We start from the raw sequence: 18,718 nt of genomic DNA on the forward strand, positions 1-18,718 counted from the left end.
GGATGCCCGGGACAAGCCCGGGCATGACGGTGCTTGTCGCGACAGTGAACACGATCGCTCGCATTTTAACGAAAATTGGCGAGCAAAACTGAGTTCCCGATTTTACCGAATTCTCGCGTTTGACGACTAGCGTTGACCCCAGAGGAATTTCGGCGTCTGCCGTAAACTGGGGTTATTCGTCATGGACGGAGCGAAATCGCTTCTGCAGGATCTGGACGACGCGATCGCGCGCGGCACCGATGAGAGCCGTGCGCGCGCGTTGTGGCACGCGACCGATCTGTTGATCACCGGCCGCTACAGCGACGACGAGATCTCTACGTTCGGCGAGGTGATCGGCAAGCTCGCCGACGAGATCGAGGTCGCCGCGCGTGCGCAGCTCTCGGAGCTGATGGCGGCCTGCGACCACGCACCGCTCAGCGTGATCCACCAACTCGCCTTTGACGACGAGATCGAGGTCGCAGGCCCCGTGCTGCGCGACTCCACCCGGCTCGACGAGCAGACGCTGGTCGAGAACGCCAGGACCAAGGGCCAGTCGCATCTGCTCGCGATCTCGCAGCGCAAGTCGATCGGCGAAGCCGTGACCGACATGCTGGTCAAGCGCGGCAACGACGAGGTCGTGACCTCCGTGGTCAAGAACGAGGGCGCGCGCTTCTCGGGCTCTGGCCTCTTGCACATGGTGCGGCGCGCCGAAGGCGATTCGATCCTCGCCGAGCAGCTCGGCCTGCGCAAGGACGTGCCCCGCCACGTCTTCCAGCAGCTCATCGCCAAAGCGTCGGAGGACGTCCGCCGCCGGCTCGAAAGCGAGCGCCCGGAGATGGTGACGCAGATCTCCAGCTCGGTGACCGACGTCACCGGCGATTTGCAGTCCAAATTCGGCCCGTCGTCGCGCAGCTATTTCGTCGCCAAGCGTGTGGTGACGACGCAGCACCGGCAGGGCAACCTCAACCAGGATTCGATCTCCAACTATGCGCGTCAGCACCGTTTCGACGAGGTGCAGATCGGCCTGTCGCTGCTGTCAGCGCTGCCGGTCGATGTGATCGAGCGCGCGCTGATGGACCGCAACCGCGAGATGCTCCTGGTGCTGTGCAAGGCGCTCGGCTTCTCCTGGGACACGACGATGTCGCTGTTGTTCCTCGGCGCCAAGGATCACCTCATCACCGCGCGTGAGCTGAAGGACAATGAGCGCGACTTCGGCCGCCTCAAGATCGAGACGTCGCGCAGCATCTTGAAGTTCTACCAGTCGCGCAAGAACAGCGCGGCTGATCCCGCAGCGGGCCGTCAGCCCGAAATGCAGATGCACTGAGCAAGAAGTGTAGGGGAGTCATGATGATGTTGCCACAATTCGGCACTGCAGTTCGCAAGAACCTCAACAAGGGCGTCAGCACTGACACGAGTGGCGGTGTGCCGGACAAGGCCTCGGTGGACGCCGCCTGGCTCGTGCTCGAAGCCGCCAACGACCTCGGCGACCAGCCCGCGATCGCCGCCTGCCGCCGCGTGATCGACGCCGAGCTCAACGGCACCGTGGCCGGCCGCGCCGACCTCGACCTCGTGCTGGATTATTTCCGCTGAGCCTGCAAGCGCGTCAGGCTCACGATACTATCGCCTGAGAAGCTTGTGTCTGAAATGCTCGGATTCGGAGGCAGTGTTGGTCAGTCCAATCCGAGTCAGGCAGCTCGCCTGCTCTGGTTTCTTGCATTTTTCCTGTCGCCCATGGCGGGCGTAGCTTACGTATCGACCTACGAGCACGGGAGCGGCGGCAAAGAGGCTCTAATCCATCTCGCGTTGATCCTCGTCGTCTCGCTCATTGTCAGCGTCGTATCCATAGTCACTGCCCCACTCCAACCGATTGATGAAGATGGCATCAAGAAGATTGCGCGCGGCAACTTGTTCTTTGCCATTGTTGACACGATCATCTTTGCGGTGCTCCTGCACGATCCGTCTTCGGCGACGCTAGGTTGCCACTTTGATCCAGCGTGTCGCGCCTATCCTCTCGGATGGTTGGCTTTGGCAGGAATGCACTATGGCTACGCCATTGACGCGTACATCATCAAGCTGCGATCAGCATATTGATGATGGGCTTTGCAAGCGCGCGCTAACAGGCGACTTCGAGCGCGTCATTCGATCACCTCATCTGCGCGCGCGATCAGATTGACGGGCAGATCAAGGCCCATGGCCTTCGCAGTTTTCAAATTGAAGATCAGAAGGAATTTGCTCGGCTGGTAGAACGGAATGTCACCAGCCTTCGCGCCGTTGAAAATCTGATGCACGTCATCAGCCATGCGCACGGCGAGTTCGCCGAGGTCGGGTGCCAGCGCCATCAGCCCGCCTTCCTCGACATAGTCGCGAAAGGGGTAGATGACGGGAATTCGATGCTTCGCTGCAAGTGCGGTCAGAGTCGCGCGTGCCGCAAGGAAGCTGCCTCCTTCGTCGGGGATGACGCCGTCGAGCTTCTGCTCGGAAATGTCGGCGAAGGTACGGGCAAGCTCCGTTTCGTCGACGACCGGCATTGCGATGCGCGTGATGGAGACACCCAAACGCGCACTCGCGTCAGCCAGCGTCACGCCGCTGCTCGGCGCCCAGTTGCCGGACAGCAGGTGGCCGATCCGCGTGGCCGATGGAAGAGCCTCCTTGATGATCTGAAGCCGCTTGGCATAGATCTCGACCCCCGCATTGATGCTGACCCCGGTCAGGTTGGCGCCGGGGCGCGCGAGGTTGGTGACGAGACCTCCAGCAAGGGGATCGCCGACCACCGCAACGATAGGAATCGAGGTCGTCGCAGCCATGAAGCCCTTCACGAGATCGTTGAGATTGGTCACGATCACCTGAGGTTTGCGGGCAACGACCTCGGCAACGAGCGGCCCGAAGCGATCGGAGCGGCCTTCGGCGGAAAAGCGCTCGACGATCAGGTTCGTGCCCTCGACATCGCCGAGCCCACGCAGCGCTTCGTAGAAGCGGCGTACCCAGAACGGTCCTCTGCTCTCCGTCAATCGATCAGCCGGAATGCCGGAATGCACGAAGGCGAGCCGGCGCGTGCTCTGTTGCGCGAGCCCGACACCAGGCCAGACTGACGCCGCACAGATCCCGGCAAGGACGTCCCGCCGCTTCATGATTGCCCGCCATATCCGTTTTCCGGCGCGATCTGATCACAACAAGCGCAACTGGGCCAGTGCGGCCAAATGCTCTGATATGTGCGATTAAGCCCTGGCGGGAGGCGACGACTGATCCCGCAGGGCACGATAAATCACCATCTCTCCGCCACGGCGCATCGCGCTCCGTTCGAGCGTGAAGCCTGACTTTTCGAGGACGCGGCGGGATGCGCTGTTGTCGGGGTAGACGAGGCCGACCAGGGATGGCAGCGCGAGCCTGGTCAATCCGATGCCTGTCAGCACATCAGCGATCTCGCTCGCCAGCCCCTGGCCCCAAAGTGTGCGCTTGAAGGCATAGGCAATCTCGACTTCATCCAAATCGTCGACGGCGATATGCCGGATGCCGGCACGCCCGGCAAAATCCCCGTCCTTCGTTCTCAGTGCCCACAGCCCAAAGCCATATCGATCCCAGTGGCCCATGTTGACCGCCAGATAGACCTTCGTCACCTCGGCCGAACGCACGCCGCCGAGATAGCGCGATACCTCGGCGTCGAGGTGCAGCGCGACGAGGTCCGCGAGGTGATCTTCGTGAAGTCGCTCGGCGGTCAGTCTGCTGGTGGTGAAGTGATCCATATTGCGGCGGTAGTCCGGTGAGCGGAGGTGTGACAGCGCCGCGAACTTGCGCACGATGCCGGGAATAGGGCTGTGTATCCCATGGACGCGTTCCGGGCGCCATGCCATTAATTCCCGATTGGGTTGCAAAGCGGGCTTTCGACCGGCCCGGTAGATTTTCGCAAATTTCATTTCTTGAAGGACAGGCGATGCTTGCTGAGTACGTTGCAGCGCGCGCAGCGGCCCGGAATATCCACTACGGCTGGATCATGGCCGGCCTGGTGTTTCTGTATTCCCTTTTCGCCAGTTCTGCGCTCGGTGTGCCGAGCGTGCTGATGCGTGAGATTGCGGCTGACGTGAACGTCAGCATGGGTGAGCTGTCCGCATCGCAAGGTCTTCGCTTCGCCCTCTTCGGGCTAGCTGCGCCGTTCGCGGGCGGTCTGATGCTGCGCTATAGTCCGCGGAAGATGCTGACGATCGCGGGCAGCCTGGCCTTGGCGGGCCTGCTGCTCACCGCGCTCATGACCAGCCGCATCGAGATGTGGTTCGGCCTGGGACTGCTGCTCGGCATCGCGCCGGGGCTGACGGCGCTGCAACTGGCGGCGGTCGTCTCCGTGCGCTGGTTCACGACCCATCGCGGGCTGGTGGTCGGCCTCCTCAACGGCTCGATCGCAACCGGCACGTTGATCTTCATGCCGCTGGGCGCATGGATCGCCGAGCACTGGGGCTGGCGCGTCGCGCTGATTCCGTCGGGCCTTGGCCTTTTGATCATGCTCATTCTGTATCGCCTGCTAGGGAAGGATCGTCCCCAGGATCTGGGACTGGCGCCGTTCGGCGAGACGGTCGTTGCTCCGGTGACGCCCGCGCCGACGCAGAACTTTGCGGCGATCAGCTTCAGCGGGTTGAGAACGGCCTCGACCCGTCTTGTGTTCTGGGTGCTGGCGTTGACGTTCTTCGTCTGCGGCATTTCCAGCTACGGGCTGACATCGACGCACTTCGTGCCGTTCTGCGGCGATCTCGGCTTTCCGCTGGTGACGTCGGCAAGCCTGCTCGCCATGATCGGCATCTTCGACCTGGTCGGAACGATCGGCTCGGGATGGCTGTCCGACCGGTTCGACAACCGCCTCTTGCTCGCGATCTACTACGGCTTCCGCGGACTGTCCCTCATCTGGCTGGTGGAATCGAATGCCAGCCTGTGGGCGATGAGCGCCTTTGCCATCCTGTATGGACTGGACTTCATCGCGACCGTTCCTCCGACGGTGAAGCTGACGGTCGGCACCTTTGGTCGTGACATGGGCCCGGTCGTGTTCGGCTGGATCTTTGCCGCGCATCAGCTCGGCGTCGGCATGATGGCTTTCGGCGCGGGCGTCAGCCGCGACGCGTTGGGGACCTACGGCCCGGCATTTTTGCTCGCGGGCGTCATGTGCCTCGTCGCGGCGGCGGCGTTTGGATTGGTCAAACGGCCGGCGGCGACGGTGCCTGCGTAGCTCGGCCAGTAGCCGGAGTGTCCGGGCAGTCCCTATCCGGGGTGGTCCGCCGAAATCCGCCCCGATCCGACGCGGGACCGGGGGATGTGACCATGCGGACAGGGATATCCCTGGTTTGATTTTCCGGACGCGCCGGCAACGTGCGGGCCCGTCCACGCCAATCACATCGAACAGCGGATTTCGGCAGGAGGCTTGCCTATTGCTTCGGCGCCCCAGGCGAGATCGAACGCGTACGACAAGCCGTCTATCCGTCACTCATCCTGAATCATCCATCTCGGAGCGATTGTCGTGACGCCATCGAATACGTCTTTCAGGTGCTGTACCAGGGCCGCGCAGCGTTGCGGATCGGGGTCATCATCCGTGTAGCTGGTTTCCTCAGTTCCGCCTATCACCACGCAGTCCGCGCGCGGAAACACGTAACCGCTCCCACTAAACAGGTATTGAAGTCGGGGCTGCGCCGGCAACCATACCAGTTGTCCTTTGATCGGCGTCAGATCAGGGTCGGGCCAGATAGCGTCTGAGCCCGCGCCGGCACAGTTGATAATGATGTCCGGCGCAAGTGCGCGAACTTGATCTTCATCGAAGAATTCCTGGTAGACGAACTGCACGCCATTCTTCTGCAGTTCCTGCTGGAGCTTGGTCAGAAATATCGGAGGTTCCACCAGCAGGGTCGCATATTTCCACCCTGATCGATTCATCGGTGAAAACGGCAGCCGGTACAGTTGAGTCCGCGGAACGAGATCGGGCGGGACTTCCGCGAACGATGGCAGCTCAATGAGAGAATAGTTGTCTCGAGGGGAGACGCCATAGGCGCTACCGCGCAACCCGTGCTCCTTGTGTGAGCGGCGCAGGATACGGACAAACTTGTCTTTTTCGCTGGCCTGAAATGCAACTTTCGAAGCAGCGAACTGGCCGCCGGCGATGCTCGAGGTCGTGTGCGGGATCAAATGCTTGGAATACACCGTCACTTGCATTCTCAGCTTTTCGGTCAACCATGTCGCCGCCGTCAGACCCATGACTCCGGCCCCCAGGACCGCAACCGGCTTTCCTGCCGGGTTTGGATACTGCGCCATCAAGATGTCTGCGACCTCCTGTGCACACCCCCAGCTCATCGTGATGCCGGCGCCGCCATGCCCGTAATTATGAATCACGAGCTTGCCGCCGCTCAGCACTTGCTTCTCCAACCGGTACGTTTTCTTGCGGTATGGCCGCAGTGCCGCCTTAAGCGGAGTGAGCCCGGGGACGTAAGTGAAGTCAGGATTCGGCTCGTAGGCCGCGAACGCATCCGCGGGCGGGGAACTCCCCGAGGATTGGCTCCAAGCCGCGCCGCCCGATAGCGCCGGTGTTGCGAGTCCTCCCCCGATCACACGTAAAAAGCCCCGACGTGCAAGCTTCATCGCACATTCCCTTTGCCATAAGGGAGCGCCGCGCCCCAAAGCCAACCACGCTGAGGGCGGATTGCTCCGACAGTCGTTGAACGGACTCACAATCTTGGGCAGCAGAAAATCAAAATCGAACGCACTCCTCGCACCATCTTGATCTCAGGGTACTTCCGTTCCTTGCATGCCAATCAGCGCTTCATACGTCCGAATAAGTGTCCAGTACGGGGAGGAAGTGCAGCCAAAGCCCCCGCATGTTTCGGTCTGAGATCGGATTTCGAAGTGCAGATGTGCCGTCGTGCCGTTCGGGTCGGTGTGCATCCAATTCCCGACCTCACCTATCTTTTGCCCTCGATCGCGGTGGACCAACTGGCCTTGCTTCAGGCCGGCGCCCCTGAGCGCATCGGGGCTCATGTGCAGGTACACAAAATAGACGCCGGTATCGTCTTCTGCGATGAACTTCACGTTGTTATTGGGTTTCCAGAGTGCGCTACCCTTGGTCACGGCGACGACGTTGAACAGGTTGATCCTGCAACGGGTGCCGTCATATCGACACTCACGGGGGCGGATGTCCTGGCCTTCGTGAGCCTTTTTCATGGCCGGACAGTCCTTGGGCTCCCGCGAATTGTCATTTCGCTCCTCGCAATAATTATCGCGCCACGGATAGGCGTAGTTCTCCGCGGTGTCTTCGCGAGGCTCGAGTATCTTGCCTGGATTTTCCTGGCATTTGTAGCGACCGTGATCCAGAGGGATCTTGTGACCATAGCAATCGCCGCCATGCATGAAGGTTTGTGAATTTGCGTAGGCCGGATTCTCCGCTATCGGGAAACGCAAATTGCCCCCACCCCACAGGATTTTCTGCGTCACGCCTCCGAGGCCATCCTGGCTTGTCCCCGGCAGGAGATTGCCCGGCGCATAGTACGTGAAACTGGGGCTTTTCTTGACGGGACGCGGCGATACGCTTCCTGTCGCATGAGGAATGGCGAGTGGCAGGCCACCAATGAGGCGGAGATCGCGAAGCACCGTCCGGAGAATTCCCTCGACGTCCGCACAGGGGAAATCCGCAACGAACGGCGGATCGTTGGCACAGGATATGTTTGCGAAGTAGAAAACGCCGTATTTGACGAAAGTGTACGTCAGACCATCGTCGCTGACGTTGCGTCGAAGCCGCGGATACATGTCCTGCAGTGTCTTGTCCTCGACAACATCGCCCCGCCGCGCATCTCCGCCGCTCTTGTCCTCATCGTTGACGTCATACAGCAGGCCGGTCCCGCCGAGATGAATCTGCACGAGATTTGCGTTCACCTTGTAGCCGCGGGGGAGCAGAGACGGTTTGACGGTGAGTATGGCGTCATAGCCGGTCGTCTTGCCGAGGAACTGCATTCTGCTGATTGCAGGGCTGAGAAAGTCACTCGTGGTTTTCGGCTTGAGGCCACGCAGGCGTACAATCGCGGATACATATCGAGAGCTGTCGATCGGTGCCAGCACCGGAATCGGGACCTTCGCAATGCGCGGATTGACGCCAGCCGTCATCGCATTGAGCAACACCAGCGGCCGCAACGCCTCCTTGTCTGGAAAGACAAGGCCCTCAAGTTGCCGATCGACGTCGGGTAACAGCTTCGCTGCAAGGCTCTTCGGCAGTGCCCCGAGCTCAGGTGCAACCGCCAGAACGCCGCGAGCCACCTCCGGCCAATCGATGTTCACAACCCTTGCGGTCGGGACCGTTTCGTCTTGAGCCATGACAGGGACGTGATGGCCGAAGACCGCGAGTCCCAGCCCTATCGCCACCATCCGGGAATACCAGCTTCGCACGGCGTTCCTCCGTTAACTGTCAGTCAGCCGCTTTTGCTCGGTACACAGGCCTTCACGAAGCCTCGAAACACCCGGTTGCCAGGGTGATCGGCCGCGGCAAACTGTTCTTGATGCCACTGAACGCCGAGCGCAAAGGGGTGCGCCGGAATCTCGATCGCCTCAATGACCCCATCATCGGAATGAGCGCTGGCGATCACTGAGGAGGACAACTCTCCAACGGCCTCCCAGTGGAACGTATTGACGAGCATTGCGGGGACTTCCACCAAAGCCGCCAACTTCGTACCGGGGGTGAGCGTCACACTGTGCAGCGAACCCTTCTTGTCATGTTCGATGATCGAGGTGCCCGAAGCCTGGACGTCAGACCACAACCGACAGCCATGAAGACCAGCGAGCAACTGCATGCCTGCGCATATCCCGAGAATGGGCTTTTCACGGCGCAGAAATTCGCTGGTGACTTCGCTTTCAATGGCCAATCTCTCCGAAGGCGGAGCCCTCGATGGCTTGCCGTGGAGATACCAGTCGTCGGGGTAGGAAAACCGTCCCCCAACGCAGAGCAGGCCATCAAAGTCCTCAGCGACCGGCCCCACGATTTCAGGGAGGTAGGGGATGCCGAAGGGCAGGCCGCCGGCATCCCGGATCGCCGCAAAATAGCTCTTCGAGGCCTCGTAGCGGCTTCCATCGCCGCTGGTATTCTCGTCGAGGATCACCGCGATGCGTGGCGTGCGCGCCATGAGGATTTCCTAAGCGACTGTAGCTCCGGCCTGTAGCTTGGCCCACATCAAGGGGGTCATGATCGTTGCATGTTCTTCAACGCGGGCCATTTCGGCGGAGAGAGTTGCATGCTCCTCCGATCCTTCGAGAATAGTCCTGCAAAGATTCCTTGGATGCGCAACCTTGACCTCGACCGGTCCATCGACGAAGACGCAGGAGACGGTTGGCTGCCAGTAGCCCTTTGGATTTCCAAACGTCAGAACCGCGCCACGCATCTTGACCTTGGATTTGCCGAGTCGTTCCGGCTGCACGAGTGTCAGCCTCACCTGGCCCTCAAAATGCGCAGGCATACTGAGAACATTGCGCTCCTGGTTCATATGGACATATCCGGAATAATGGATCTCGTCTCGCGCGCCTGAGTCAGAGACGTAGTAGTGCAGTTCATTGAATGCCAGGCAGTCGTGGCTCTCGCTCGGCCGGATGTCAAGGACGCTACAGGTGATGTTACGGGCGGTCAGAAAGGAGCGCCGGTAGAGAAAAAATCGACCGCACAGATGGTCGTAGTCGCTCACATGATATCCCCCGAATGGCGACGATTGACTCGGAAGAGCAATAGAAAGTCCGTAGTCTCGCGGATTCAACCCTGCGTTGGCAAGGATATTCAGCAGGGTATGCCGCTTAAGTGAAAGCGTATCACTGTCCGGCTGGACGCATTTCTTGAAGGTGTTGAGCGAAATCTTGAGGATCTGATCCGCGTATTCGGCATCATTGAGTGAAAACGTAGCCCGATGGGCCCGCAAACCCGCGCTGAAGCGGACGAGATGGCGTCCGGAAAGACTGGTCGTCATGGGACTGCTCCAGCACCTGTCGAGCGCGGGGATTGTGACACAAGCTAACACAACTTGATAGAACTTGATAGCGCAATGACAATACTTGGTCAGCGAGTTGCTGATGGCGATTGCAAGATGCTGTTTCTACTCGAGGGCTGTCCGCTCAATCTGCGGGTACAGGCTGATCATCTGACCAGCTGAATTTTGAAACCGGACCCAGAGAGGTTACGCCATGGGCGCCGCAAATTTGAATGGTATTCCTTTGATCAAAGACGTTTGGGAGCCTGCTTGCCGGACTTCCCTTCCGCGGGAAGTCGTGCGGGTCGAGCGCGCGGCAATCCTTTTCGCCGACATAATCGGGTTCACCTGCATGACAGAAGAATGGTCACCCGCAGAGCACATGAGCTTTCTGCGCAACTACCAACAGCACATGGCGACACGCGTCATTCAGCATGAGGGCAAGGTTGTACAGTACCAGGGCGACGCTATCGTGGCTATGTTCGGTGACTCCCATGATATGCGCTACGCGGCCGGTCAGGCCCTCTCCTGTGCCTTCGGAATGTTGGACACGATTGCGGCTTGGAGTGCTGACCGCAGCGCTCGCGGAGAATTGCCTCTGAGCATCGGCATCGGCGTACATTTGGGCTCGGTTGGCATGGGCCAAATTGGCGTGGAAGGACATCTGGAACAAACAATCGCCGGAGACACCGTAAACGTGGCGCGCAAGCTCGAAACGCTCACTCGGAGGCTTGGCGCATCCCTCATTGTGAGTGACGAGCTATTTGCCGCAATCCCGCAAGACGCCCATCGGTTAGCAGTTGATAAACTGAAGCCACATGGCTGCTGCCGAATTGCCGGCCGAGCAAATCCAATTTCGATTTGGCTGTCACCGCGAGAACCGCTCACGGCCTGACGCGGTCGTTCATCGGAGAGGGGCTGATGCATTTGCCAGGATCAGCTCTTGGCGCTCGGGCGCGCTGAAACGTCCTTGTACCATCTTTGCAGATGGCCGAGATGTTCGGGCGGTGTGAGCTTCGCCCGGGCCGCAAGGTCGACGGCGATCAGGCCGCTGATGTCGGCAATCGTAAAGTGTGGTCCGCAGACAAACTCATTGTCGGCGAGCCGTGCATCGAGCCACGCAAAGAAATGCTGAAGCCGAAGGCGTCCGCGCTCCGCGAGCGCGGGAATCTGGTCCAGGTCCACAGGACCGGGCAGGGCTCTGCCCGTCAGTCCGGGCGCGCCATTTCGAAACGCCTCCTGGGCTGCGTAGATTCCGTCCCACTCGATCCGCCGCAGCCAGGATTCGATGACGGCTCTTTCCTCCGCGCTCCTGCCCATCAGCGGAGGATCGGGATGGAGCTCCTCGAGGTAGCGGCAGATCGCAATGACGTCGGTAATCGCCGCGCCGCTGTCGAGCTCCAGGACCGGGACCGTGCAACCGGGATTGAGCGCGCGGAACGCCGGCGTGAACTGCTCGCCGTTGCGCAAATTGACCTGCACGGTCGGTAAGGTCAGCCCTTTCTCGGCAAGAAAGATACGCACGCGGCGCGGACTCGGCGCCGTTGTGCAGTCGTAGAACTTCATGACGTTCTCCCTGGCTTTTTCGGTTGCGGGATCGTTGTCGCGGCAGGAGGCCCCGTCGCGGCGGTCGTCAGTCTGTAGGGTGAGGAGAAATCGGGCCGGTTACGAGATCGTCGGCTCCAAGGCGGAGGGCACCAGCCGCTCGTGCTGAAGCTTTATCCAGCCTCTCGCATCAACAGATGCAAATCACGCCATCCGAGCTAGGCGTGGGCGGCTTGCGAATTCTCCGATGATGCCATCTTGCCACCGATTTGCCCGACGTGTCAACTGATTTTCCGAAATTGACCCCATGGCGCCGGCCGCCCCGCCGGCTACTGTGCATGGGGTTGTTTCGATGCTTTTGTTGGAGCGGCTAGCCCGCGCCGAGCGCGACGGCGATATTGTAGGTCGCAAGGCTCGCCAGATAGGCCAGCGCCAGCATGTAGACGAAGGTCGTCGCCATCCAGGCCCAGCTTCCGGTCTCGCGCTTGATGACCGCCAGCGTGGAGGCGCATTGCGGGGCGAAGATGTACCAGGCGAGCAGCGACAGCGCGGTCGCCAGCGACCACTTTGTTGCCAGCACCTGGCCGATCTGCTCCGCCGCTTCCTTGCCGCCCTCGATCGCATAGACCGTGCCGAGCGCCGCGACCGCGACCTCGCGCGCCGCCATGCCCGGGATCAGGGCCACCGCGATCTGCCAGTTGAAGCCGACGGGCGCGAGCAGCGGCTCCAGCCACTTGCCGATCACCGCGGCGAGGCTGAAGTCGATGGCGGGCTCGGTGGCGCCTGCGGGCGGCTGCGGGAACGAGGCCAAGAACCAGATCAGCACCATCATCGAGAAGATCGTGGTGCCGGCGCGCTGCAGGAACATCTTTGCGCGGGTGAAGATGCCGATCGCGATCGATTTCAGGCGCGGCATCTTGTAGTCGGGCAGTTCGAGCATGAACGGCGCCGGCGCGTAGTCGCGCAGCATGAAGAACTTGATCGCGAAGGACACGAGAAGCGCGCTGACGATGCCGGCGGCGTAGAGGCCGAACATCACCAGGCCCTGCAGATTGATGAAGCCCCAGACGTCGGTGTCCGGAATGAAGGCCGAGATGATCAGCGTGTAGACGGGGATGCGCGCCGAGCAGGTCATCAGCGGCGCGATCAGGATCGTGGTCAGGCGGTCGCGCTTGTCGTCGATCACGCGCGTCGCCATGATGCCGGGAATGGCGCAGGCAAAACTCGACAACAGCGGAATGAAGGCGCGGCCGTGCAGGCCGGCGCCGCCCATGATGCGGTCCATCAGGAACGCGGCGCGCGCCATGTAGCCAAAATCTTCCAGGAGCAGGATGAACAGGAAGATGATGATGATCTGCGGCAGGAACACGATGACGCTGCCGACGCCTGAGATCACGCCGTTCTGGAGGAAGCTCTGCAACAGGCCGGCGGGTAGCGTAGCGTGCACGAGCTGCCCGAGCCCGTCGAACCCGCCGGAGAGCAGCTCCATCAGCGGTTTTGCCCAGGCGAACACCGCCTGGAACATCACGAACAGGATCAGCGCCAGCACCAGCAGGCCGCCGACGGGGTGCAGCACCACGGCATCGATCCGCGCGGTCCAGGTGTCGGGACGGCTCGGCAGGCTGACGCTCGCGGCGATGATCCGGTCGGCTTCGCGTTGCGTGGCGCGCAGCTCGGACACGGTCAGCGCCCGCCACGTGTTCGCCTGGGCCTGCGGCTGAACCTGCGCGGAAATCTCGTCCGTGTGCTTCAACAGCTCGGCGGTGCCGCCCTTGCGCACCGCGATCGAGGTGACCACGGGCACGCCGAGCTCTTGCGCCAGCCGCTCGACGTCGACGGTGATGCCACGGCGCGTGGCGATGTCGAACATGTTGAGCACCAGCACCAGCGGCCGCCCGGTGCGCTTGAGCTCGAGCAGCAGGCGGATGGTGAGGCGCAGATTGGTGGAATCGGCGACGCACAGCACGAGATCGGGCTTGATCTCGCCGGATGCCTTGCCGAGCACGAAGTCGCGGGTGATCTCCTCGTCGGGACTGCGGCCGCGCAGCGAATAGGTGCCGGGCAGGTCGACCACGGAGACCTGACGTCCCAAGGGCGTGACGAAGAAGCCTTCCTTGCGCTCGACGGTGACGCCGGGATAGTTCGCGACCTTCTGCCGGCTGCCGGTCAGCGCGTTGAACAGCGAGGTCTTGCCGCTGTTGGGCGTGCCCACGAGGGCCAGATGCAGCAAGGGTGCTTCCATGGGGCAGATCCGGTGGCGTCAGGCGACGAAGATGGCCATGGCCTCGCGCCGGCGAACGGCGACGGTGATGTTGTCGACGCGCACCGCAATCGGGTCGCGGCCGACGATGCCCTCGTGCAGAATCTCGACCTTGGCGCCCTCGACGAAGCCGAGCTCGATCAGGCGGCTTTCGAGTTCGATGTCGGATAGGGCGGAGCCGGCCTGGCCGGCGGACAGATGCTGGATGGTGCCCGAAAAGCCGCGCCGGGCGAGGCCCAGCGGGAGGGAAGCGGGCGCCTGCGAGCGCGGGTCATTATCTTCGGTCATGACCTGTATTTTCAACCGCAGGCAGGCAGGTCAAGCGCGCGCGCCCTATCGAGGCTGCACCTTAGAGTGATTATAAAGTGCGCGCAGGGTTTTGCGCACAGGTCAGGCTTTTGCGCCCTATTCGGCGGCCGCTTTCGCCTCGGCCTGGCCCGATCCGGCGCGGTGCTTGAAGTAGTCGAGCACGAACAGCCGGATCGCGGACGACAGGTTACCCTGCTGGCGATTGTTATCGATCTCGCCGACGAGCTCCGACAGCGTCATGTTGCGCAGGCCCGAGATCTCCTTCATCCCGTTCCAGAACGCCTCTTCCAGGCTGACGCTTGTCTTGTGGCCGGCGACGACGATCGATCGCTTGACGACGGGTGACTTCATGGCAGTTCCTCGCGATCGATCCGATGCTGGTCCAGGCGCTCCTTCGCCTGCTCCTGGCGCTTCTCCTCCGACATGCGCTCGGCCTTGGTGCGGCCGAACTTCGCTCGGTTGGTGTCCGCCTGCTTCGCCGAGGCTTCGCGTTCCGCGCGCTTCCGGAAGCGGTTCAGATTGATGACGTTCCCCATGCCGCGTCTCCATCACCCGATCCTCGCCGGGCGGGATGAAACCCTCAGAAACAAGGCGCAGAATTGCACCGCAATAGACTTGATCGCCATTCGATCGTCCTCGTCAATCGGCCTCTGGTACCATCAAACATGAATTTGCCCCCCTGGAGGGGTGAACATTGGCTAGCACCTGCCGGGCTGCAAACATTGACGGTAATCAAAGCCCGTCATTTAAGCCCCATATTTCATGAGGCTTAGGCCTCCGTATGATTACGGAGGCCTATCGGAATTCAGCCCGGACCGGTCATTTTCTCAGGCCTGACCAGGCGGTCGAACTCGTCCGGGGAGACGAAACCGAGCTGGACCGCCTCCTGTTTCAGCGTCGTCCCGTTGGCATGCGCCGTCTTGGCCACCTTGGCGGCGTTGTCGTAGCCGATCTTGGGGGCCAGCGCGGTCACCAACATCAGCGAGCGCTCCATCAGCTCCCGGATCCGCTTCTCGTCGGCGCGGATACCGTCGACGCAATGCTCTGTGAAGGAGCGCGCGGCATCGGCCAGGAGCCGGATCGAATGCAGCATGTTGTAGGCGAGCACCGGCTTGAAGACATTGAGCTCGAAATGGCCCTGGCTGCCGGCCACCGTGATCGCGGTGTGGTTGCCGAAAACCTGGCAGCACACCATGGTCATCGCCTCGCACTGGGTCGGATTGACCTTGCCGGGCATGATCGAGGAGCCCGGCTCGTTCTCCGGCAGGATCAATTCGCCGAGCCCGGAGCGCGGGCCGGATCCCAAGAGGCGGATGTCGTTGGCGATCTTGAACAGGCCGGTCGCGACCGAATTGACGGCGCCATGCGCCAGCACATAGGCGTCGTTCGAGGCCAGCGCCTCGAATTTGTTGGCGGCGCTGGTGAAGGGCAGCTTGGTGATGCCGGCGACATGCTTGGCGAACAGTTTTGCGAAGCGCGGCTTGGAATTGAGGCCGGTGCCGACCGCCGTGCCGCCTTGCGCCAGCGGATAGAGATCCTTCACCGCCACCTTCAGCCGCGCGATGCCGCTCTCGACCTGCGCGGCATAGCCGGAGAATTCCTGTCCGAGCGTCAGCGGGGTTGCGTCCTGGGTGTGGGTGCGACCGATCTTGACGATCTTGGCGAATGCCTTCTCCTTCTTGCGCAGCGCGCGGTGCAGCTCGCTTAAGGCAGGGACGAGATCGGCGATGATACGGTCCGCGGCGGCGATATGCATCGCGGTCGGGAAGGAGTCGTTCGAGGACTGGCTCATATTGACGTGATCGTTGGGATGCACCGGCTTCTTGGCGCCGAGCTCGCCGCCCAACAATTCATTGGCGCGGTTGGCGATCACCTCGTTCAGATTCATGTTGGACTGCGTGCCCGAACCGGTCTGCCAGACCACCAGCGGAAAATGCGCATCCCAGTCGCCGGCCACCACCTCCCGCGCGGCGCGGATGATGGCGTTGGCTCGCCGTTGATCAAGGAGCCCGAGTTCGCGATTGGTCATGGCCGCGGCGAGCTTGACGATGCCGAGCGCATGCACGAGCGAGATCGGCATGCGGTCTTCACCGATCCGGAAATTCTGGCGGGAGCGTTCGGTCTGCGCGCCCCAATAGCGATCGGCGGGGACCTCGATCGGACCAAAGCTGTCGGTCTCGATGCGGGTGGCGGGGCTTCGCGCAGCGCTGGTCGTCTTGTCCATGAGCATATCCATCCTGCCGCGCGGGCGCGCGACCTCTTATGCTCATTTATATAGGCAGTTCGGCCGGGCTTAGCGCTGCAAGGCCCGGATCTGGATCATTTCTTGCGGAAACGATCGAGGCGAACGACCTCGGCGCCGCCGCTCTGGCTCGGCGCAGCCGGCTCTTCCTCGGCCTCCGCCTTCTCGGCGGCCGGAGCAGGCACCGACACGGCCGACGCTGCGGGCGCTGCCGGCAGCGTCGCCGGCGCAACCTCGGCGACATCAGACGTGTCGAACTGGAGGCCGAACTTCACGGAAGGATCGAGGAAACTCTTGATGGCGCTGAACGGCACCACCAGGCGCTCCGGGATGCCGCCGAAAGACAGGCCGACCTCGAAACGATCCTCGAGAATCGTTAGGTCCCAGAACTGGTGCTGAAGGATGATCGTCATCTCTTCCGGATATTGCGCCAGCAGCCGCGGCGAGAGCTTTACGCCCTCGGCCTTCGATACGAAGGTGATGAAGAAATGATGTTCGCCCGGCAATCCGTGCGCTGCAGCATCGCTCAGCACCTTTCGCAGCACGCCGCGCAACGCGTCCCGTGCCAGCACGTCGTATCGGATATGATCGGTCGCCATTGTGGATCCTGACTATCGGTCCTGTCGCAATCTGCCGGTCCGAACCGCCGCTCGCGGCCCGACTCGCCAAGCGTCCATGCTACCGCGCCTACGGGAGTAGCTGGAGTCCCCGCTGGGGAGAAAAAAGGAAGTGGAGGCTTCTGTTGCCAGGTGCCTCCGAACCCCGCCTAACGGAGCTTAACCCGTTAGGGCTTTAAGATGGTCTTTCAAACTGCGTTACGCAGCCTGAGCAACCGGAGCATAGTTGTCGTTTGCAACTATTGCAGTAGCCCGATAACGGCGGAACCATACCGAGAAAAAGTACGCCCTTTACGCCCTCGTCGATCCTATTTCGCCCCCGCCAAAGCCCGCCTTTCGGCGGCAAAAAACCCAATCTGGTGGGCTTTGGTGGAGGCGCCGGGTACCGCCCCCGGGTCCGAATGGTTTATTGCGACGACCGTTTATTTCCATAGCCGGCGAACCGGCACCTCCAATATAGGGGGCAAAGGATTAGAAAAACAGGGGTTTCCCACCGGCCGGGACCGGTTCCTTTGGATAGGTCCCGCGAGAGCCTTGGCGTGGCCGCGGCACGGGCCGTAAGCTTCGGATATGTCCTCGGATTCACCGCAGGCCGCGCAAGAGCCGGATGCATCAGGCGATGCCGGCCCGCCGCCCAGCCTGCTGGCGCTGTTCACAGCCTTTGCAAACTGTTCACAGCCTTTGCAAAAATGTCGCTGGCGGGGTTCGGCGGGGTCTTGGTGTTTGCCCGGCACGCCATCGTGGACCAGCACCGCTGGATGACAGCGGAGGAGTTCAACGAGACATTTGCGCTCTGCCATTTCCTGCCCGGTCCCAACATCGTCAATCTGTCGATGGTGTTCGGCTCGCGATTGCGAGGAATCGCCGGCGGGGTCGCGGCCTTCGCGGGCCTGCTGGGGCCGCCGACGCTGATCATGACGGCCCTTGCCATGCTCTATGCCCATTTCGGCGAACTCGAGCCATTGCGCCGCGGACTGGCCGGGGTGTCCTGCGCCGCCGTCGGGCTCCTGATCGCGGTCGTGGTCCGCATGATGATGCCCCTTCTCAAGTCGCGCGATGCCATCGCGCTGGTCCTGATGCTCGGTGTTTTGGCGGCCATCGGCGTGATGCGCTGGCCGCTCCAGACGGTGCTGCTGGTCGCAATCCCCCTCAGCATCGCCGTGACCTTCGCGCTGCGGCGGAAAGTAGCAGCATGACGCCGCACGGAAACCCGATCTGGGCCCTGATCTCGACCTTCGGCCTGATGTCCCTGTTCGCGGTCGGCGGCGCCGCCGCGGCCGTGCCCGAGATGCACCGCATCGCGGTGGAAGTCCATCACTGGATGAGCGAGAAGCAGTTCGCCGATGCCTACGCCATCTCGCAATTGTCACCCGGGCCCAACGTCCTGATCGTCACCCTGATCGGCTATTCGGTCGCGGACATTCCCGGTGCATTGGCCGCAACGCTCGCGATGTGCCTGCCGACGGCCCTGCTGGCTTATTCCGTGAGCAGGCTGCTGAACCGCTCGACCCGGTCGCGTTGGCCCGCGATCATCCAGGCCGCGCTGGTTCCTCTGTCGATCGGGCTGATGGCGGCGAGCGCCCTGATCCTGGCGCAGGCAACCGACAAGAACCTTGTCGCATTGTTGCTGACGGGCGTGGTCGCGGTGGCTGCCTTTGCAACGCGCATGAACCCGCTCTGGCTGTTGCTTGCCGGGGGCATTTTGGGTTTTGCTGGCGTTGTCTGACGAAACTCGCTAGGCAAGTATCCGGGTGGGGTTCCAGATCCAACCGTGACAACAACAAGGCTCGTGACGACGGGTCGCGGAGGA

The 18,718-nt window shown here is 61.8% G+C and carries 20 protein-coding genes and 1 other RNA gene; 7 read left to right on the forward strand and 14 right to left on the reverse strand.

Going from position 1 to position 18,718, the window contains the following annotated elements; genetic code table 11:
• The first annotated feature begins 181 nt into the window (after window positions 1–181).
• From KUF59_RS11770 to KUF59_RS11780, 3 genes are read left to right on the forward strand one after another with little or no spacing between them, the layout of a single operon-like run.
• Window positions 182–1,303 (forward strand): DUF2336 domain-containing protein, encoded by a 1,122-nt coding sequence (locus tag KUF59_RS11770; protein WP_258769465.1) that lies wholly within the window; start codon window positions 182–184, stop codon window positions 1,301–1,303.
• Between the two features lie 26 nt (window positions 1,304–1,329).
• Window positions 1,330–1,569: a hypothetical protein gene (locus tag KUF59_RS11775; protein ID WP_212457271.1), complete on the forward strand. Its 240-nt coding sequence runs from the start codon at window positions 1,330–1,332 to the stop codon at window positions 1,567–1,569.
• A 45-nt stretch (window positions 1,570–1,614) separates the two neighbouring features.
• Window positions 1,615–2,070, forward strand: coding sequence for a hypothetical protein (locus tag KUF59_RS11780; RefSeq protein WP_212457270.1), 456 nt, complete (start codon window positions 1,615–1,617; stop codon window positions 2,068–2,070).
• 44 nt (window positions 2,071–2,114) lie between these two features.
• Here KUF59_RS11780 and KUF59_RS11785 read toward each other — a convergent pair whose 3' ends face one another.
• Together KUF59_RS11785 and KUF59_RS11790 are read right to left on the reverse strand one after the other, a co-directional pair.
• Complete coding sequence (locus KUF59_RS11785; protein ID WP_212457269.1) at window positions 2,115–3,107, reverse strand: ABC transporter substrate-binding protein; 993 nt, start codon at window positions 3,105–3,107, stop codon at window positions 2,115–2,117.
• An 87-nt stretch (window positions 3,108–3,194) separates the two neighbouring features.
• Entirely contained in the window at window positions 3,195–3,719 is a 525-nt protein-coding gene (locus KUF59_RS11790) for a GNAT family N-acetyltransferase (protein WP_258769999.1), read from the reverse strand.
• 188 nt (window positions 3,720–3,907) lie between these two features.
• Here KUF59_RS11790 and KUF59_RS11795 point away from each other — a divergent pair, with 188 nt between their 5' ends.
• Window positions 3,908–5,185, forward strand: a complete 1,278-nt coding sequence (locus tag KUF59_RS11795) for an MFS transporter (RefSeq protein WP_212457268.1) — start codon at window positions 3,908–3,910, stop codon at window positions 5,183–5,185.
• Between the two features lie 251 nt (window positions 5,186–5,436).
• On the opposite strand, the gene KUF59_RS11800 is transcribed toward KUF59_RS11795, so the two are convergent.
• From KUF59_RS11800 to KUF59_RS11815, 4 genes are all read right to left on the reverse strand, one after another.
• The gene (locus KUF59_RS11800) at window positions 5,437–6,582 is read right to left on the reverse strand and encodes an FAD-dependent oxidoreductase (RefSeq protein ID WP_258769467.1); all 1,146 of its coding nucleotides are present in this window, start codon (window positions 6,580–6,582) and stop codon (window positions 5,437–5,439) included.
• A gap of 144 nt (window positions 6,583–6,726) precedes the next feature.
• Window positions 6,727–8,376, reverse strand: coding sequence for a M23 family metallopeptidase (locus tag KUF59_RS11805; protein WP_258769469.1), 1,650 nt, complete (start codon window positions 8,374–8,376; stop codon window positions 6,727–6,729).
• Between the two features lie 23 nt (window positions 8,377–8,399).
• The gene (locus KUF59_RS11810; protein ID WP_258769470.1) at window positions 8,400–9,107 is read right to left on the reverse strand and encodes a gamma-glutamyl-gamma-aminobutyrate hydrolase family protein; all 708 of its coding nucleotides are present in this window, start codon (window positions 9,105–9,107) and stop codon (window positions 8,400–8,402) included.
• Window positions 9,108–9,116: 9 nt separating this feature from the next.
• Window positions 9,117–9,935, reverse strand: a complete 819-nt coding sequence (locus KUF59_RS11815) for a hypothetical protein (RefSeq protein WP_258769471.1) — start codon at window positions 9,933–9,935, stop codon at window positions 9,117–9,119.
• Window positions 9,936–10,149: 214 nt separating this feature from the next.
• On the opposite strand from KUF59_RS11815, the gene KUF59_RS11820 reads away from it, so the two are divergent.
• Window positions 10,150–10,830 (forward strand): adenylate/guanylate cyclase domain-containing protein, encoded by a 681-nt coding sequence (locus KUF59_RS11820; protein WP_258769472.1) that lies wholly within the window; start codon window positions 10,150–10,152, stop codon window positions 10,828–10,830.
• 41 nt (window positions 10,831–10,871) lie between these two features.
• Here KUF59_RS11820 and KUF59_RS11825 read toward each other — a convergent pair whose 3' ends face one another.
• From KUF59_RS11825 to ssrA, 8 genes are all read right to left on the reverse strand, one after another.
• Window positions 10,872–11,501, reverse strand: coding sequence for a glutathione S-transferase family protein (locus tag KUF59_RS11825; RefSeq protein ID WP_258769473.1), 630 nt, complete (start codon window positions 11,499–11,501; stop codon window positions 10,872–10,874).
• 349 nt (window positions 11,502–11,850) lie between these two features.
• On the reverse strand, window positions 11,851–13,722 hold the full coding sequence (gene feoB, locus KUF59_RS11830) for a ferrous iron transporter B (protein ID WP_258769474.1): 1,872 nt from the start codon (window positions 13,720–13,722) through the stop codon (window positions 11,851–11,853).
• 18 nt (window positions 13,723–13,740) lie between these two features.
• The gene (locus KUF59_RS11835) at window positions 13,741–14,028 is read right to left on the reverse strand and encodes a FeoA family protein (protein WP_212457260.1); all 288 of its coding nucleotides are present in this window, start codon (window positions 14,026–14,028) and stop codon (window positions 13,741–13,743) included.
• Window positions 14,029–14,145: 117 nt separating this feature from the next.
• Window positions 14,146–14,400: a ribbon-helix-helix domain-containing protein gene (locus tag KUF59_RS11840; protein ID WP_212405073.1), complete on the reverse strand. Its 255-nt coding sequence runs from the start codon at window positions 14,398–14,400 to the stop codon at window positions 14,146–14,148.
• A complete protein-coding gene (locus tag KUF59_RS11845) occupies window positions 14,397–14,585 on the reverse strand; it encodes a DUF4169 family protein (RefSeq protein ID WP_212457259.1) in 189 nt (62 codons plus the stop codon). Before KUF59_RS11845 ends, KUF59_RS11840 begins: the two co-directional genes overlap by 4 nt.
• 269 nt (window positions 14,586–14,854) lie before the next feature.
• A complete protein-coding gene (gene fumC, locus KUF59_RS11850; RefSeq protein ID WP_212457258.1) occupies window positions 14,855–16,285 on the reverse strand; it encodes a class II fumarate hydratase in 1,431 nt (476 codons plus the stop codon).
• An 83-nt stretch (window positions 16,286–16,368) separates the two neighbouring features.
• Window positions 16,369–16,890: an SspB family protein gene (locus KUF59_RS11855; RefSeq protein ID WP_212457257.1), complete on the reverse strand. Its 522-nt coding sequence runs from the start codon at window positions 16,888–16,890 to the stop codon at window positions 16,369–16,371.
• A 129-nt stretch (window positions 16,891–17,019) separates the two neighbouring features.
• Window positions 17,020–17,394, reverse strand: a transfer-messenger RNA (tmRNA) gene (ssrA, locus tag KUF59_RS11860).
• Window positions 17,395–17,597: 203 nt separating this feature from the next.
• Between ssrA and KUF59_RS11865 the strand changes: the two genes are divergently transcribed.
• Entirely contained in the window at window positions 17,598–18,104 is a 507-nt protein-coding gene (locus KUF59_RS11865) for a chromate transporter (RefSeq protein ID WP_408918092.1), read from the forward strand.
• Window positions 18,101–18,634: a chromate transporter gene (locus tag KUF59_RS11870; protein ID WP_258769475.1), complete on the forward strand. Its 534-nt coding sequence runs from the start codon at window positions 18,101–18,103 to the stop codon at window positions 18,632–18,634. Before KUF59_RS11865 ends, KUF59_RS11870 begins: the two co-directional genes overlap by 4 nt.
• Window positions 18,635–18,718 lie beyond the last annotated feature (84 nt).

The organism is Bradyrhizobium arachidis, from assembly GCF_024758505.1.
Taxonomy (GTDB): Bacteria; Pseudomonadota; Alphaproteobacteria; order Rhizobiales; family Xanthobacteraceae; genus Bradyrhizobium; species Bradyrhizobium manausense_C.